The following is a 16,352-nucleotide window of genomic DNA, read 5'->3' on the forward strand; positions in this document are numbered from 1 at the left end:
CATCGGGCAGCCCTTGAGCTGCCCGTTTTTATTGCCATTCTTTTCACCACTCGTTGAATAGTTTTTTGTAAATTCCGCATATTCAATCATTGCATCTCTAAGCATCCCTCCGTAGAATTTGCGCCAATTTTTAGGGCTATTGTCTATTCGCGCAGTGGTTGTTAATACATTGTTGCCGCCAAGCAGTTCCCTTCCAGTTGTTTATTCTGCGTTCAGGATCCGTCATTGGAAAAAAAACTCGGTCTTACCGCGCTAACCGCTTTGGTGCTCAGCTCAATGCTGGGCGCCGGCGTGTTCAGTCTGCCGCAAAACATGGCGCAGGTCGCCAGCCCCGCCGCACTGCTGCTGGGTTGGGGGATCACCGGCGTCGGCATTCTGTTTTTGGCGTTCGCCATGCTGTTGCTTACGCGTTTGCGTCCGGATCTGGACGGTGGCATCTTCACCTACGCCAAAGAAGGGTTCGGCGAGCTGATGGGCTTCTGCTCCGCCTGGGGTTACTGGCTGTGCGCCGTGATCGCCAACGTCTCGTATCTGGTGATCGTGTTCGCGGCACTGAGTATTTTCACCGATCGCGGCGGCAACGTTATTCTCGGTGACGGCAATACCTGGCAGGCGCTGATCGCCGAATCCGCCCTGCTGTGGATCGTGCATGCGCTGGTGCTGCGCGGCGTGCAAACTGCCGCCAGCATCAATTTGGCGGCCACCCTCGCCAAGCTGCTGCCATTGGGAATGTTCGCCGTTCTGGCGGCGATCGCCTTTAAAATGGACGTATTCACGCTGGATTTCAAAGGTATCGCCCTCGGCAAGCCGGTGTGGGAACAGGTCAAGGACACCATGCTGATCACCCTGTGGGTGTTTATCGGCGTGGAAGGCGCCGTGGTAGTTTCCGCCCGCGCCCGCAATAAGAAAGACGTAGGCCGCGCCACCATGCTGGCGGTGCTGTCGGCGCTGGCGGTGTATCTGATGGTCACGCTGCTGTCGCTGGGCGTGGTGCCGCGCAGCGAACTGGCCGACATGCGCAACCCGTCGATGGCGGTACTGATGGTGGAACTGATCGGCCCGTGGGGGGACGTGATCATTGCCGCCGGCCTGATCATTTCCGTGTGCGGCGCCTACCTGAGCTGGACCATCATGGCGGCGGAAGTGCTGCTGCTGGCCGCGCAGCACGGCGCGTTTCCGCGCGTGTTCGGCAAGCAGAACCGCCATCACGCCCCGTCCTCTTCGCTGTGGCTGACCAACATCGCGGTGCAGCTGGCGCTGGTGCTGATCTGGCTGACCGGCAGTAACTACAACTCGCTGTTGACCATCGCTTCAGAAATGATCCTGGTGCCTTACTTCCTGGTCGGCGCGTTTCTGTTCAAGGTGGCTTATCGCCGCCGCGACAAGCGCCTGATCTTCGCCGCGACCGGTGCCTGCGTCTATGGTTTGTGGCTGTTGTACGCGTCCGGGCTGATGCACCTGCTGATGTCAGTGCTGCTGTATGCGCCAGGGCTATTGGTGTTCATGTATGCCCGTCGCGGCCATCGGGATATCAATCTGCTCAACCGCCTGGAAAAGAGCAGCATCTTCTTGCTGCTGGTGGCCACGCTGCCTGCCGGCTGGTTTATGCTGCACTAACATCGCCTGCCAATGTGGCTGCCCGTCAGCCGCATTTCGCTTCCCCTCTTTCCACTTTTTACCTCTCTCCCCGCTGTTGATCGGTCAATTTCCACGCTTGCGATCTTAAATGCAATTAATTATCATTATCATCTAAGTATTAACGGTAAGACGCGAGTGCCCCTGGCGAAAAGCGTCAGGCGGCGGATGAAGACTGGCTGAAAATGGAAGGCATTTCATGGCTGAGAAACTGCTGCACGCATTACCCTTGTTTGCCGCCTGGGAAGCGTTGATCGCCGAGGGCAACACGGAATTCAATCAGCGGCGCGATCGCCTGGCAATGACGCACTATCAGCAGGCGCTGGATGTCGCTCAGGCGATCCTCGCCGAGAAACCCTGGCTGAATGCGGACTATGCCGCCAGATTTGAAGCACTGAATATTTTCGAGTCTGCCCTTGCCGCGCTGATCGTCACGTTCAACAACATGACCCATCTGCGCCTGCGGCAAAAGCCCCTGCGCGGCGTTGAGCCGCACGTGCATCAGGCCCGGCTCGCCATCGAGCAGGTGATGGACGATACCTCGCTGTGCGAACAGATGCAGCAGGTCGCCGAACGGCACCTGCTGCGTTTCCGAATAGAGACGCTGCAGGTGCTGCGCGAGCACCGGCTGCCGGAAACCAGCGTCTGCGCACCCTCGGCAAACCATTCCGCCAACGTGCATTAACAACGACACCACGACCTGAGGGACAATCTGCCAATGAATGAATTGAATGACGACATGAAGAAAATGCTGGCCAAACAGCTGCCTGTGCAGGCAACCAGCAGCCCGAGCGGCGTGCCCGATATCGGCCCCAAGCGTTCTCTGCGCCTCTATGATGACCGTACGCTGATTTACAACGAAAATACCGGTGGCCAGACGCTGCAAAATATCAGGGAAGGATCGAAAATGGCCGTCGTGGTCATCGACCGCGAGGCGCTGGACGGTTACCGCTTCGTCGGCACTCCGGAACTGTTCCTGGCGGGCAAGCCGTTTGACGATGCGCTGGCATTTGCAGAAAAAAATGGAATGAAGCCGCCGAAATACGCGGTGCTGATTCATATAGACAGCATTTATACCCTGCGCTCCGGCCCCAATGCCGGGACCCGACTTTAGAGGCCGAGCGCTACGCGGCGCGGAATATCACGTTCATGGTTAGGCTATCGCGCGAGGTCAATTGCCTAACCATGAACGGGCGGCCGGGTTGATTCCCGGTCAGCTTTTAGAGGGAATGGTGACGGTCATACGCTCACCCACCAGGGCAATCGCGATGCCTTCCGCGCACTCTTTCTGAATGGCCGCCAGCTGTTGCGCTTCCAGCGCATAGGGCAGCTGAATATCAAACACCGTCAGGCCCTGCTGCTGCGCCAGGTCAATCAGGCGCACGATATTGGTTTCATCGCTGACCTGCGTCGACACTACCTGCAGCGCCAGCTCTTTCAACTGCTCTTTGCGCGTTTGTGACGTGGTCACGCGCGATTTCAACACCATGCCGAAGATCGGCATCACACCATAAATAGCATCAACAAAGCGCCAGTGCTTCCTGCACGATGCGGACAGAAAATCCATGTAGTCGAAACAGATTTTCTCACTGCGCGCGATGGATGCAAGGTGATTGCTGTTCATCCCCTTATTCCTCTCATGGCCAGTGTTAACCCGTGGTCTTTCAAGCCGCCGCCGGACGGCAACCTGAAATGCATTGGGGATCTTACATCCAGAAATGGATAATCATGCGAAGCTTTAACGACTTTCCGCCGTATGATGGCATAATTCCCCTATTGTTTGCCAGTCTGTCCAGGAGCTTTAATCAATGGAACACCCCAACTCTGCCCCGGTGCTGATTACCGGCGGCGCGCGGCGCATCGGGCTGGCGCTCGCCAGAGCGTTTCTCGAGCGCGGCGTTCCCGTCATCATCGCCTACCGCAGCGAATATCCGGCGATGGCCGAGTTGAAGGCCCTGGGCGCCTGCTGCATTCAGGGCGACTTTTCCACGCACGAAGGTATCTACCGTTTCGCCGACCAGGTGCGGCAGGTGGCCCCCAAACTGCGCGCGATGATCCATAACGCCAGCGCCTGGCAGGCCGAGTCGCCGGAGGTCCCGCCGGAGCAGGTGATGGCGGCGATGCTGCAAATTCACGTCTACACGCCCTATTTGCTCAATCAGCTGCTCGAATCCTGCCTGACCGGCCAGGGCCAGGCCGGCGCCGATATCATCCATCTGACCGACTACGTGGTGGAAAAAGGCAGCGACAAACACATCGCCTACGCCGCCAGCAAGGCCGCGCTAGACAATATGACCCGATCGTTTGCCCGCAAGCTGGCGCCGGAGGTCAAGGTCAACGCCATTGCGCCGGCGCTGATCATCTTCAATGCGGGCGACGATGAAGCCTATCGCCAGCAGGCGCTGGCGAAGTCGCTGATGAAGGTCGCGCCGGGCGAGAGCGAAGTGGTGAATCTGGTGAACTACCTGCTGGAGAGCCGCTACGTGACCGGCCGCACCCACGGCGTCGACGGCGGGCGGCCGCTGCGCTGAGGCAAAGATCCGCATGGCGCATCCCTGCGGGCCGCGCTATGCTGAAATCCGCTTTTATTATTAAAACACGGGCATATGCATAAAATTGTTTTTGTGGAAGACGATCCTGAAGTCGGCAAGCTGATCGCCGCCTATCTGGGCAAACACGACATCGAGGTGCTGATCGAGCCGCGCGGCGACAGCGCGCAAGCGCGCATCGAGCGCGAGCAACCCGATTTGGTGCTGCTGGACATCATGCTGCCCGGCAAAGACGGCATGACGCTGTGCCGCGATCTGCGCCCCACCTTCCCCGGCCCGATCGTGCTGCTCACCTCGCTCGACAGCGACATGAACCATATCCTGTCGCTGGAGATGGGCGCCAACGACTATATCCTGAAAACCACGCCGCCGGCGGTGTTGCTGGCACGCCTGCGTTTACACCTGCGCCAACACAGCCAACAGCCGAAAGAAGAGTCGGTTCAGCCGCTCACCCAGCACAACGCGCTGCATTTCGGGCTATTGTGCATCGATCCGGTCAACCGGCAGGTCACGCTGGGCGAAGAAACTGTCACGCTGTCCACCTCGGATTTCGATCTGCTGTGGGAGCTGGCGACCCACGCCGGGCAGATCATGGATCGCGAGGCGCTGCTGCAAAACCTGCGCGGCGTGAGCTATGACGGCATGGACCGCAGCATCGACGTGGCGATCTCCCGCCTGCGTCGCAAGCTGTACGACAACGCGCTGGAGCCGTTCCGCATCAAGACCGTGCGCAATAAAGGCTATCTGTTCGCCCCTAACGCCTGGGCATCGGTGCAACAATGAGAAAACTTTTCGTCCAGTTCTTCCTGCTGCTGTTCGTCTGTTTTCTGGTGATGGCGATGCTGGTCGGCCTGGTGTACAAGGTGACCGCCGAGCGCGCCGGCCGCCAGTCGATGGACGATCTGATGAAAAGTTCGCTGTACCTGATGCGCAGCGAGCTGCGCGAAATCCCGCTGAAAGACTGGAACAAGACCATCGCCACGCTGGATCTCAACCTGTCGTTCAAGCTGCATATCGAACCGCTCGGCAAACAGGAGCTGAGCGAGGATTTGAAAAAACGGCTGCGGCTGGGGGAAATCATCGCCCTCGACGATCAGTACACCTTTATGCAGCGCATTCCGCGCAGCCACTACGTGTTGGTGGTCGGTCCCATTCCTTATCTGTTCTATCTGCACCAGATGCGCCTGCTGGATCTGGTGTTACTGGTGTTTATCGGCATGTCGCTGGCGCTGCCGGTGTTTCTGTGGATGCGGCCGCACTGGCAAGACCTGCTCAAGCTGGAAAACGCCGCCCAGCGGCTCGGCGCCGGGCATCTGGATGAACGCACCCACTTCGATCCCACCTCCAGCCTGAGCCGGCTCGGCGTGGCGTTCAACCAGATGGCCGACAACGTCAACACCCTGATCGCCAGCAAGAAACAGCTGATCGACGGCATCGCGCACGAACTGCGCACGCCGCTGGTGCGCCTGCGTTACCGGCTCGAAATGAGCGATAACCTGTCTGAAAGCGAGCAGCAGGCGCTGAACCGCGATATTGGCCAGTTGGAGTCACTGATCGACGAGCTGCTGACCTATGCCCGTCTGGACCGTCCGCAGGTTGCGTTAAACATTGAACCCATCGATCTGCCAAAGTGGCTCGAGGACAAGGTCGATGATATCCGTCTTATTCATCAGGAACGCGACATCCAGCTCGATATCCCGCACGTTGGCGACTTTGGCGGCGTCGATCTGCGCCTGATGGAGCGCGTGCTCGACAACCTGGTCAACAACGCGCTGCGCTATTCCGAACAGCGCCTGCGCGTTGGCCTGTGGTTTGACGGCGACCTCGCCTGCTTGCAGGTCGAGGATGACGGGCCGGGTATTCCGCCGGAAGAACGCGAACGGGTGTTTGAACCTTTCGTCCGTCTCGACCCCAGCCGCGATCGCGCTACCGGCGGCTGCGGGTTGGGGCTGGCCATCGTCCATTCCATCGCCGTCGCCTACCAGGGACAGGTGTTCGTCGAAGGCAGTTCGCTCGGCGGCGCCAGCTTCCGTTTCTGCTGGCCGGTGAAGCCGACATTCAGTTTAAAAGCCGATCTGGCGTAATGCCGCCGGACCTTCTCATTGGAGCCGAATAATAATGACATCTGCACATTCCAACACGTCTGCTTACGATCACCTGCGCGCCCTGTTCAGCCGGCTGTCGCGTTTCGGCCACCTGTCCGCCATCGCCGGTTGGGACATGCAAACCATGATGCCGCCGGGCGGCAGCAAGGCGCGCTCCGAAGCGTTGGCCGAGCTGAGCGTGCTGCAGCACCAGATTTTAACGGCACAAAGCACCGGCGCGCTGTTGGATCGCGCGCAGCAAGAGACGCTGGACGAACTCGATCGCGCCAACCTGCGCGAAATGCGCCGCCAATATGAAGACGCCGTGCTGTTGCCGGCGTCGCTGGTCGAAGCCAAGTCGCTCGCCGGCGCGCGCTGCGAACACGCCTGGCGCGCCCAGCGCCCAGCCAACGACTGGGACGGCTTCGCCGAGAACCTGCGCGAGGTGGTTAAGCTGAGTCGGGAAGAAGCGCAGATCCGCGCACAGGCGGCCGGCACTAGCCGTTACGACGCCCTGCTCAACCTGTATGAACCGGGCATGCGCAGCAGCGATCTCGACCGCATCTTCGGCGATCTGAAAACCTGGCTGCCGGATCTGCTGCAGCGCGTGGTGGCCAAACAGGCCAATGAAGCTTGCCAGACGCCTCAGGGGCCGTTCAATGTGGACACCCAGCGCCAGCTGAGCCTCAGCGTGATGAAGCTGCTCGGTTTCAACTTCGACAACGGCCGCGTCGACGTCAGCGCCCACCCATTCTGCGGCGGCGTGCCGGAAGATGTGCGCATCACCACGCGCTACAACGAGAAAGAGTTTTTGACCGCGCTGCTCGGCATCGTGCACGAGACCGGCCACGCCCGCTACGAGCAGAATCTACCGCGCGATCTGCTCGGCCAGCCGGTCGCCCTGGCCCGCTCCACCGCCATCCACGAATCGCAGAGCCTGCTGTTCGAAATGCAGCTGGCGCGCGGCAATGAATTCCTGAAAATCTTGCGCCCGCTGGTCACTGCGCAGTTTGGTGAACAGCCGGCGCTGGAAGAAGCCAACTTCATTCGCCTCAACCAGCGCGTTAAACCGGGCCTGATCCGCGTCGACGCCGACGAGGTGAGCTATCCTGCCCACGTCATCCTGCGCTACGAGATTGAAAAAGCGCTGATCGAAGGCGAGGTCGAAGTGGAAGACATTCCGGCGCTGTGGAATGAGAAGATGCATGCTTACCTCGGCCTCGACACCATCGGCAATTACCGCAACGGCTGCATGCAGGATATTCACTGGACCGACGGCGCTTTCGGCTACTTCCCGACGTATACGCTCGGCGCGATGTACGCCGCGCAGCTGTTCCACAGCGTGCGTCAGGCGTTGCCTTCGCTGAACGAGGATATCGCCGCCGGCAACCTGCAGCCGCTGTTCCACTGGTTGCAGCACAACATCTGGCGCCACGGCAGCCGTTTCCCGACCGAGACGCTGATCGCCAACGCGACCGGCGAAGCGCTCAACCCACACTACTTCCGTCAGCATTTGGAAAACCGCTACCTGTAATCTCCCCTGGCGCGGCTCTGCCGCGCCCTTTTCCCGCCTGCAAGACCGGATAATGCTTCATAACGCACGTTCTGTGCCGACATCGCCTTGGCCGCAGAGTGGCGGGTAGCCACTCACCATTAGTATGTTGTAACTAAAATAGTGAAAGACGCCGGCGACCCGATCTCTCATCCCAGCGCATGACGGGCGACCATCGCCGCCAGCTGCGGCCTCAACGGAGCAGGCAGGTCATGCCCCATGCCCGGCATAATATGCAATTTGGCGTTGACGACCGTGCGGGCGATCGCGACTCCCCCCGCCTTACGTACCAGCCGATCGCGATCGCCGTGAATGACCAGCGTCGGCGCGGCAATACGCCGGCTGTAGCGACGCAAATCGCCGCTGCCGAGCAACGCGGAAAGTTGCCGCTGCATGCCTTCCGGATCCACGCCCCGCTTCAACAGCCGATGCACCAACGCATCCAGTTCCGCCTCCTCCGGCGGGTAAAATCGGGTACCGAGCGCACGCAGGAAGGTTTTCATCCCCTCGTGGCGCTGCTGCAGCGTCAAATCGGCCGCCGGTCGGCGCACCAACAGCCACAGCAGCGAAGGTGCCGGCGGCGGCAACAGCGGCTGATTGGTGCTGGAGAACAAGATGCATAACGAGGCGACGCGCTGCGGGTATTCGGCGGCCAGCACCTGGGCGATCATCCCCCCCATCGAAGCACCCAGTACGTGAGCCCGCGGGATGCGCAAGTGATCGAGCAGATGCGCCGCGTCCGCCGCCATGTCCGCCAGGGTATAAGGCACCGGCGTTTGCCAACCGAGCTGGGCGCGCAGCATCAGCAGCCACAACGGCTGCGTGCGTTGCGCCTGCGTTTTGCCGGAAAGGCCAACATCGCGGTTGTCATAACGGATCACCCGAAACCCCTTGGCCACCAGTGCGCGGCAGAAGTCGTCAGGCCACAGCAACAGCTGCGCGCCGATGCCCATGATGAGCAGCAGCGGCGGGTGCGCCTCATCGCCCCAGTCCTCATAGGCCAGCGGCACCTCGCCCTGTTCGGTCACGCCACAACGAATCGTTATCTCGTTCATTTTAAATCCCTTTTATCGCGCCTGGCGGTCATTATAGCAGCAATCCCCCTTGCCGCCGCCGCCCTGTACATTAGGTTACAAGCCGAAACCAATCACTCACGGAAAGCCGGGCGCCGTTTGCCTACTATCCTCTCAACGGCCCCGCAGTGGGGTTGATACCCAAAAAGTCATGTTGAGGATTCTGCGATGAAAAAAGTATTAGCTCTGGTTGTTGCCGCTGCAATGGGTCTGTCTTCCGTGGCTTTCGCTGCCGAGGCGGCCACCACCGCACCTGCGGCTACCGCAACCACCGCCACCGCTGCGCCGGCTAAAGCTCAGGTGAAACACCACGGCAAGAAAGCCCCGGCTCAAAAAGCCCAGGCGGCAAAAAAGCACCACAAAAAAGCCAGCCACAAAAAAGCATAATGACGTGAGGGTCCCCTCACCGCTTCAGGCTTGACGTTTACGACACCCGGTTCGCCGGGTGTTTTTTCATCGGGGGATTCTCATTGATGCTGCGCCGCTACCTGTTTGAGATCGTTCTGACCGCCCTGATCCTTTGCGGACTGATCGCCGTCTTTTTTTACCTGTAGCCCGCCGCGTTGACGGCGGGAAATTATTGAAAAATCAATTATTGCCCATCCACATGGCTGCTAAATCAGTCTATAGTTAGCATTCAGTGTGTTTATGGATGATCCGTATTTGTCAGGCAAGAGATCTATGCGCATATCCGTTTTACTGTTGCTGTGCTCACTCCCGCTCATCGCTGCTCAGGCGGCACGCGCCGACGGCCCGTCCAAGGCCGAGCAAACGCGTCTGTTTTTCGGCAAAGATGAACGAATCAAGGTCACGGATACCGCCGCCCAGCCGTGGCAGGCCATCGGCCAGGTCGAAACCGCCAGCGGCAATCTGTGTACCGCCACGCTGATCTCCCCGCACCTGGCGTTGACCGCCGGCCACTGCGTGCTGGCGCCGCCCGGACAACTGGATAAAGCCATCGCTCTGCGCTTCGTGGCAGGCGATAAATCCTGGCAGTATCAAACCGGCAATATCGAGACCCTGGTCGACAGCAAGCTGGGCAATAAGCTGAAGCCGGACGGTGATGGCTGGATCGTCCCGCCCGCCGCGGCCGCTTATGACTTTGCGCTGATCCGTCTGAAAGACAAAAAGCCGCTGCCGATCGCACCGTTGCCGCTGTGGCAAGGCGACAGCAAGGCGCTGACCCAGGCCCTGAAACAGGCCAAACGGCTGATAACTCAGGCGGGTTACCCGGAAGACCACCTGGATGACCTCTACAGTCACCAAAACTGCAAGGTCACCGGCTGGGCCCAGCAAGGCGTACTGTCGCACCAATGTGATACCCTGCCCGGCGACAGCGGCTCACCGCTGCTGTTGAAAACCGCCGACGGCTGGCAATTGATCGCCATCCAAAGTTCGGCGCCGGCGGCGAAAGATCGCTACCGCGCCGATAACCGCGCCCTGGCGGTGCCCGGCATCCGCGAAGCGCTGGACGCCCTGGCGGCAGGCAAATAACCCTCTCACAACGGCGCATTATGCGCCGTTGTGCTTTATCGGCCCCCTTGCATATAGCGCCGTGGCGTGGTGCCGGTGAACTGGCGGAAAAAAGCGATAAATGCGCTGTCGCTGGAAAACCCCAACCGCTGCGCCACCGCGCTAACCGACGGCAACGTCGCCAGCAGTTCGATCGCGCGCATTAGCCGCCACTGCTGGCACCACTGCTGATAGCTCAGGCCGGTTTCCCGCACAAACAGCCGCGTCAACGTTTTGGCGTGCAGATTCAAGCACTGCGCCAACGCCGCCAACCCCGGCAATTCGTCGCGCTCCGGCAGCGTCGCCAGCCAGGCGGCAAGACGCCTATCCTGCGGCAGCCGCAGCTGGGTATTCTCGCGCTGCGCCTCGCTCAGCTCATTGATCAGCACCGCCAGCAAATCGCGCGCCTGGGGCTGCGCCAACGCATAGTCCAGCGGCCAGTGCGCGATGCGCTCGACGATCGCCGCCAACAGCGGGTTCACCGCCAGCGCCGCAGCCTGTGGCGGCATGGCGGCCGTCAGCGCCGGATCGAAATACAGCGAGCGATACGCGACGCGGCCGCGCAGTTGCACCCGATGCGCAATGCCGCCCGGTATCCAGACGCTGCGCGTCGGCGGCAGAATCAACCACTGCTGCGCCAGCGTGACCGTCATGCACCCCTGCGGCGCATACAGCAGCTGCGAACGCTGATGCCAATGCAGCCCGGAGTCGTGCTCCGCCAGTTCAGCCGCAATGCCGAGCACCGGGGCCGGCAGCCGATCCGGGTCGAACGGGTGATGCTGTTGAATCAGCGCCATCAAATTGTCCTATATCTGTTATTTTTTGTCCTAATGATTGTAATCGCACAAAGCGCCGCTCCCTATACTGGCCGCATTAACTTTTAGGGAGAATGTGCATCATGCAACGCTTATCTTTACCGCTGCTCGTCACCGCCATCATGACGCCGCAGATCCTGGAAACGCTGTACAGCCCGGCGCTCACCGCCATCCGCAGCGATTTCGGCATCAGCGCCGCGCAGGCCGGGCAGACGTTATCCATCTATTTCTTCGCCTTCGCTCTCGGCGTCGCCTTTTGGGGAGCCTTCTGCGATCGATTCGGCCGCCGTCCGGCGATGCTGGCCGGCCTGGCGCTTTATCTCGCCGGCGCCGGCATCGCCCTACTGAGCGGCAGTTTCACGCTGTTGCTGGCCGCCCGTGCGCTGATCGCCTTCGGCGCAGCGGTCGGCTCAATCGTCACGCAAACCATGCTGCGTGATGTCTATCAAGGCCCGGCGCTGGGGCGCATGTTCGCGCTGGTCGGCGTCGCGCTCTCCGTCAGCCCGCTGCTGGGAATGTTTGCCGGCGGCGCGCTGGTCGCCTGGGGCGGCAGCGCGGCGATTTTCACCGCGCAGGCGGTCTGGGCGCTGGCGCTGCTGCTGTGGAGCTACGGCACATTGCCGGAAACGCGGCAGCGGCAAACCGCAACGGCCGCCGCACCGGGTATTGCCCTGATGACGATGCTGCGCGATCGGCACATCTGGTGTTCGGCGCTGCTGGTCGCCAGCTTCAATATCATGGTGTTCAGCTACTTCAGCCTGGCGCCGTTCATGTTCGAAAGGCTGGGGTTGAGCAGCCAGCAGTTTGGCTACTCGGGGGTGATGCTGGCTTTAGGCAGCATGGCGGGGGCGCTGTTGAACCGCCACCTGCTGGCGCGCAGCGTCAGCGCCAAACGTCAGATCCTGCTGGGCGGGTTGCTGGCGGTGGCCAGCGGCGTGGCATTATTCTGGTGGCAACACAGCCTGTGGATGCTGCTTCCCTGCGCGCTGGTGATGCTGGCGTTCGGGTTGGCTATTCCGAATGTGCTGAGCCAGGCGCTGAGCCGCTACCGGCAGCAACTCGGCACCGCCGGCGCGTTATTCGGGCTGTTGTACTATCTGCTGATCGGCCTGGGGCTGACGATCGCGGCGCGCGGGCAGGATTTGGCCGCCACGCTGCTGCTGTGCGGCCTGTTGAGCCTGTGGTGCGCCGGCCGCTTGCCGGCCGGTGCGCCCGAGCTTAACCCGAAAGCTGCTCGATAGTTTGCAAAATGCGCTTGTCGGAGATCGGGTAAGGCGTGCCCAGCTGCTGCGCGAACAGGCTGACGCGCAGCTCTTCGATCATCCAGCGCACCGCTTTCACCTCTTCCTCCTGCTGTCGCTTCGGCGGCAGCTTGTTCAGCCACTGCTGCCAGGCCTGCTGCACCTGCTCCACCCGCAGCATCTGCGCGCGATCGCGGTGCGGATCGATAGCCAGTTTTTCCAACCGGCGCTCGATCGCCTGCAGGTAACGCAACGTGTCCGGCAGGCGTTTCCAGCCGTTGCCGGTCACGAAGCCGCGGTAAACCAGCCCGCCGAGCTGGGTCTTGATATCCGACAGCGCCAGCGCCAACGACATGTCCACCCGGCCTTTCAGTCTTTTGTTGATGTTGAAGACCGCCGTCAGGATCTGCTCAACCTGCTTGGCCACCTCGACGACCGTGTCGTTCAGCTCGGCGCGGATCTGCTCCTGCAGGCGGGCAAAGCCTTCCTCTTGCCAGACCGGGCCGCCGTGTTCGGCGATCAGCTTATCGATGCCACACGAAATGCAGTCGTCGATCAGCTCCAGCACCTTGCCGTACGGGTTGAAATAGAGCCCCAGCTTGGCCTTGTTCGGCAGCTTTTCATGCAGGTATTTGATCGGCGAAGGAATATTCAGCAACAGCAGGCGGCGAGTGCCCTGCCACATCGCCTGTTGCTGCTCGCTTTCGCTGTCGAACAGCCGGATCGCCACGCTGTCCTTTTCATCCACCAGCGCCGGGTACGCCTTCATCGAATAGCCACCGCGCTTCTGCTCGTAAAACGCCGGCAATTGGCCAAAGCTCCAGACATGCAGGTTGCTCTGCTCCAGCCCGTCGTCGGCCACCGCCGACAGCGTCTCCTGCACCTTCTCTTTCAGCTGCAGGCGCAAGGCCGCCAGGTCTTTGCCTTCGCGCAGCGTCTGGTTTTTTTCGCCCACTACGCGGAAGGTCATCTTCAGGTGATCGGGCACCTGATCCCACTGCCAGTCATCACGTGACACGGTCACGCCGGTCATGCGTCGCAGCTCGCGCTCCAGCGCGTCTAGCAGCGGCAATTCCAGCGCCGTTACGCGGCCAAGGAACGCTTCTGCGTAGTTCGGCGCCGGCACGAAGTTGCGGCGCACCGGCTTCGGCAGCGACTTGATCAGCGCAATCACCAGCTCGCGGCGGATGCCGGGGATCTGCCATTCGAAGCCCTGCTCCTCCACCTGGTTGAGGATCGGCAGCGGAATGTGCACCGTCACGCCGTCGGCGTCGGTGCCCGGTTCGAACTGGTAGCTCAGCCGCAGCTTGAGGTTGCCCTGATGCCAGAAGTTCGGGTAGTCGAGCGCGCTGATCTTGTTGGCGCCATCTTTGATCAGCATCTCTTTTTCGAAGTTCAGCAGGTCGGGCTGCTGTTTGGCGGCGCTCTTCCACCAGCTGTCGAAATGACGGCCAGAAACCACGTCGTTGGGGATGCGGCGATCGTAGAAGCCGAACAGCGTTTCGTCGTCCACCAGAATGTCGCGGCGGCGCGATTTATGCTCCAGCTCTTCCACTTCGGCGCGCAGCTTTTGGTTTTCGCGGAAGAAGGCGTGGCGCGTCTGCCAGTCGCCCTCCACCAGCGCATGGCGGATAAACAGCTCGCGGCACAGCAGCGGATCGATGGCGCCGTAGTTGACCTGGCGCGCCGCGACGATCGGCAGACCGAACAGCGTGACCTTTTCGCTGGCCATCACCGCCCCCTGCGACTTCGACCAGTGCGGCTCGCTGTAGCTGTGTTTCACCAGGTGCTGAGCCAGCGGCTCGATCCATTCCGGTTCGATACGTGCGGCGATGCGCCCCCACAGGCGGCTGGTTTCCACCAGTTCGGCCACCATGGTCCACTTCGGCGGCTTCTTGAACAGGCCAGAGCCGGGGAAGATGGAGAAACGGGCGTTGCGCGCGCCGGTAAATTCCTGTTTGTCCGCATCCTTCTGGCCGATATGCGACAGCAAACCGGTCAGCAGCGCGGTGTGTACGCTGCGGTAGTCGGAAGGCGTGCTGTTGATCGGCAGCCCCAGCTCTTTCACCACCTGGCGCAGCTGGGTATAGATATCCTGCCACTCACGCACGCGCAGGTAGTTGAGGAAATCGTTGCGGCACAGCCGGCGGAACTGGCTGGAAGAGTTCGCCTTTTGCTGCTCCTGCAGATAATCCCACAGGTTGACGAACGCCAGGAAGTCCGAGTCTTTGTCGGCGAAGCGGCGGTGTTTCTCATCCGAGGCTTGCTGCTTGTCCATCGGGCGCTCACGCGGATCCTGAATCGACAGCGCGGCGGTGATGATCATCACCTCGCGCACGCTGCCGCTCTTCTGCGCTTCCAGCACCATGCGCGCCAGACGCGGGTCGATCGGCAACTGCGCCAGCTGGCGGCCCTGCGGCGTCAGCTGGTAATGGCCGTTGTCGGCGGTGGTGATCGCCCCCAGCTCTTCCAGCAGGCGCACGCCATCCTGAATGTTGCGCTTGTCCGGCGCCTCGACGAACGGAAACGCGGCGATATCGCCCAGTCCCAGCGAGGTCATCTGCAAAATAACCGACGCCAGGTTGGTGCGCAGAATTTCAGGATCGGTAAACGCCGGCCGCGAGAGGAAATCCTGCTCGGAGTACAGACGGATGCACACCCCTTCCGACACGCGGCCGCAGCGCCCTTTACGCTGGTTGGCGGAGGCCTGCGACACCGGTTCGATCGGCAGGCGCTGCACCTTGGTGCGGAAGCTGTAGCGGCTGATGCGCGCGGTGCCCGGATCGATAACGTACTTGATGCCCGGCACCGTCAGCGAGGTTTCCGCCACGTTGGTGGCTAGCACGATGCGCCGGCCGTGGTGCGACTGGAACACCCGGTTCTGCTCGCTGTTCGACAGGCGCGCATACAGCGGCAGCACTTCGGTGTGCGGCAGATTGAGGCGGTTCAGGGCGTCGGCGGTATCGCGGATCTCGCGCTCGCCGCTCATGAAGATCAGAATGTCGCCCGGTCCTTCGCGCCCAAGCTCGTCCACCGCATCGAAAATCGCCTGCAGCTGGTCGCGATCGGTATCGTCGCCGTCGTCGACCACCGGGCGGTAGCGCACCTCTACCGGGTAAGTGCGGCCGGAAACCTCGATGATTGGCGCATTGTTGAAATGGCGCGAGAAGCGCTGCGGATCGATGGTCGCCGAGGTGATGATCACCTTGAGATCCGGGCGCTTCGGCAACAGTTCACGCAGGTAGCCGAGAATAAAGTCGATGTTGAGGCTGCGCTCGTGCGCTTCATCGATGATCAGCGTGTCGTACTGCATCAGCAGGCGGTCCTGCTGAATTTCGGCCAGCAAGATACCGTCGGTCATCAGCTTGACCAGGGTATTTTCTCCCACCTGATCGTTGAAGCGCACCTTGTAGCCGACGCTGCCGCCGAGCGGGGTTTCCAGCTCGTCGGCGATGCGGTTGGCGACGGTGCGCGCCGCCAGGCGGCGCGGTTGGGTATGGCCGATCAGCCCTTTCACCCCGCGCCCCAGTTCCAGGCAGATCTTCGGCAGCTGGGTGGTTTTCCCCGAGCCGGTCTCCCCGGCGACGATCACCACCTGGTGATCGCGAATGGCGTTTAAAATGTCCTGCTTTTTTTGGCTGACCGGCAGGCTTTCCGGATAGGTAATACGCGGGCAAGACGCGGCGCGCGCCTGCACTTTTTGCCGCGCCGCCGCGATGTCGCTTTCTACTTCGGCGGCAACCGCCAGCTGAGCATCGGGATTTTTGATTTTTCGTGCGCCCTGCAGGCGACGACGCAGGCGTTGTTGATCGCGGAGCATCAGCTCACCCAGTTGGGCCGGCAGTGCCTCGAGCGGAGATTTCACGTTCGGTGTTCCTTGTTTCTTCGCCG

14 protein-coding genes are annotated in these 16,352 nt (G+C 61.1%); 10 read left to right on the forward strand and 4 right to left on the reverse strand.

Annotated features, from left to right (window positions below):
• Positions 1–225: 225 nt before the first annotated feature.
• From C9411_RS01145 to C9411_RS01155, 3 genes are all read left to right on the forward strand, one after another.
• Positions 226–1,617 carry an amino acid permease gene (locus C9411_RS01145; protein ID WP_107226272.1) on the forward strand — a complete coding sequence of 464 codons (1,392 nt, stop codon included), beginning with the start codon at positions 226–228 and terminating at the stop codon, positions 1,615–1,617.
• Between the two features lie 217 nt (positions 1,618–1,834).
• A complete protein-coding gene (locus tag C9411_RS01150; protein WP_107226273.1) occupies positions 1,835–2,320 on the forward strand; it encodes a hypothetical protein in 486 nt (161 codons plus the stop codon).
• A 33-nt stretch (positions 2,321–2,353) separates the two neighbouring features.
• Positions 2,354–2,749 (forward strand): pyridoxamine 5'-phosphate oxidase family protein, encoded by a 396-nt coding sequence (locus C9411_RS01155; protein WP_038880295.1) that lies wholly within the window; start codon positions 2,354–2,356, stop codon positions 2,747–2,749.
• A 99-nt stretch (positions 2,750–2,848) separates the two neighbouring features.
• Here the strand turns inward: C9411_RS01155 and C9411_RS01160 are convergent, their stop codons facing one another.
• On the reverse strand, positions 2,849–3,259 hold the full coding sequence (locus C9411_RS01160; protein WP_033634653.1) for a hypothetical protein: 411 nt from the start codon (positions 3,257–3,259) through the stop codon (positions 2,849–2,851).
• A 184-nt stretch (positions 3,260–3,443) separates the two neighbouring features.
• Between C9411_RS01160 and folM the strand changes: the two genes are divergently transcribed.
• The 4 genes from folM (at position 3,444) to C9411_RS01180 (ending at position 7,802) form a co-directional block, all read left to right on the forward strand.
• Positions 3,444–4,166, forward strand: coding sequence for a dihydromonapterin reductase (gene folM, locus C9411_RS01165; RefSeq protein ID WP_063989991.1), 723 nt, complete (start codon positions 3,444–3,446; stop codon positions 4,164–4,166).
• 75 nt (positions 4,167–4,241) lie between these two features.
• Positions 4,242–4,967: a two-component system response regulator RstA gene (gene rstA / locus C9411_RS01170; RefSeq protein WP_049198289.1), complete on the forward strand. Its 726-nt coding sequence runs from the start codon at positions 4,242–4,244 to the stop codon at positions 4,965–4,967.
• Positions 4,964–6,268, forward strand: a complete 1,305-nt coding sequence (gene rstB / locus C9411_RS01175) for a two-component system sensor histidine kinase RstB (RefSeq protein ID WP_019452643.1) — start codon at positions 4,964–4,966, stop codon at positions 6,266–6,268. The genes rstA and rstB overlap by 4 nt, the downstream gene beginning before the upstream one ends.
• A gap of 34 nt (positions 6,269–6,302) precedes the next feature.
• Entirely contained in the window at positions 6,303–7,802 is a 1,500-nt protein-coding gene (locus tag C9411_RS01180) for a carboxypeptidase M32 (RefSeq protein ID WP_107226274.1), read from the forward strand.
• Between the two features lie 167 nt (positions 7,803–7,969).
• Here the strand turns inward: C9411_RS01180 and C9411_RS01185 are convergent, their stop codons facing one another.
• Entirely contained in the window at positions 7,970–8,875 is a 906-nt protein-coding gene (locus C9411_RS01185) for an alpha/beta fold hydrolase (RefSeq protein WP_063989993.1), read from the reverse strand.
• 186 nt (positions 8,876–9,061) lie between these two features.
• Between C9411_RS01185 and asr the strand changes: the two genes are divergently transcribed.
• Together asr and C9411_RS01195 are read left to right on the forward strand one after the other, a co-directional pair.
• Complete coding sequence (gene asr, locus C9411_RS01190) at positions 9,062–9,280, forward strand: acid resistance repetitive basic protein Asr (RefSeq protein WP_107226275.1); 219 nt, start codon at positions 9,062–9,064, stop codon at positions 9,278–9,280.
• 294 nt (positions 9,281–9,574) lie between these two features.
• Positions 9,575–10,387, forward strand: coding sequence for a serine protease (locus C9411_RS01195; protein ID WP_063989995.1), 813 nt, complete (start codon positions 9,575–9,577; stop codon positions 10,385–10,387).
• Positions 10,388–10,422: 35 nt separating this feature from the next.
• On the opposite strand, the gene C9411_RS01200 is transcribed toward C9411_RS01195, so the two are convergent.
• Entirely contained in the window at positions 10,423–11,202 is a 780-nt protein-coding gene (locus C9411_RS01200; RefSeq protein ID WP_107226276.1) for a helix-turn-helix domain-containing protein, read from the reverse strand.
• A gap of 101 nt (positions 11,203–11,303) precedes the next feature.
• On the opposite strand from C9411_RS01200, the gene C9411_RS01205 reads away from it, so the two are divergent.
• Entirely contained in the window at positions 11,304–12,461 is a 1,158-nt protein-coding gene (locus C9411_RS01205) for an MFS transporter (protein ID WP_107226579.1), read from the forward strand.
• On the opposite strand, the gene hrpA is transcribed toward C9411_RS01205, so the two are convergent.
• Complete coding sequence (hrpA, locus tag C9411_RS01210; protein WP_107226277.1) at positions 12,439–16,326, reverse strand: ATP-dependent RNA helicase HrpA; 3,888 nt, start codon at positions 16,324–16,326, stop codon at positions 12,439–12,441. The genes C9411_RS01205 and hrpA overlap by 23 nt on opposite strands.
• Positions 16,327–16,352 lie beyond the last annotated feature (26 nt).

Source organism: Serratia sp. Nf2, from assembly GCF_003028435.1.
Lineage (GTDB): Bacteria > Pseudomonadota > Gammaproteobacteria > Enterobacterales > Enterobacteriaceae > Serratia > Serratia marcescens_L.

Coding starts and splice junctions, on each gene's coding strand:
- asr (WP_107226275.1), top strand. CDS start 9,062: ATGAAAAAAGTATTAGCTCTGGTTGTTGCCGCTGCAATGGGTCTGTCT.
- C9411_RS01155 (WP_038880295.1), top strand. CDS start 2,354: ATGAATGAATTGAATGACGACATGAAGAAAATGCTGGCCAAACAGCTG.
- C9411_RS01205 (WP_107226579.1), top strand. CDS start 11,304: ATGCAACGCTTATCTTTACCGCTGCTCGTCACCGCCATCATGACGCCG.
- C9411_RS01185 (WP_063989993.1), bottom strand. CDS start 8,875: ATGAACGAGATAACGATTCGTTGTGGCGTGACCGAACAGGGCGAGGTG.
- C9411_RS01150 (WP_107226273.1), top strand. CDS start 1,835: ATGGCTGAGAAACTGCTGCACGCATTACCCTTGTTTGCCGCCTGGGAA.
- C9411_RS01160 (WP_033634653.1), bottom strand. CDS start 3,259: ATGAACAGCAATCACCTTGCATCCATCGCGCGCAGTGAGAAAATCTGT.
- rstB (WP_019452643.1), top strand. CDS start 4,964: ATGAGAAAACTTTTCGTCCAGTTCTTCCTGCTGCTGTTCGTCTGTTTT.
- C9411_RS01180 (WP_107226274.1), top strand. CDS start 6,303: ATGACATCTGCACATTCCAACACGTCTGCTTACGATCACCTGCGCGCC.
- rstA (WP_049198289.1), top strand. CDS start 4,242: ATGCATAAAATTGTTTTTGTGGAAGACGATCCTGAAGTCGGCAAGCTG.
- folM (WP_063989991.1), top strand. CDS start 3,444: ATGGAACACCCCAACTCTGCCCCGGTGCTGATTACCGGCGGCGCGCGG.
- C9411_RS01195 (WP_063989995.1), top strand. CDS start 9,575: ATGCGCATATCCGTTTTACTGTTGCTGTGCTCACTCCCGCTCATCGCT.
- C9411_RS01200 (WP_107226276.1), bottom strand. CDS start 11,202: ATGGCGCTGATTCAACAGCATCACCCGTTCGACCCGGATCGGCTGCCG.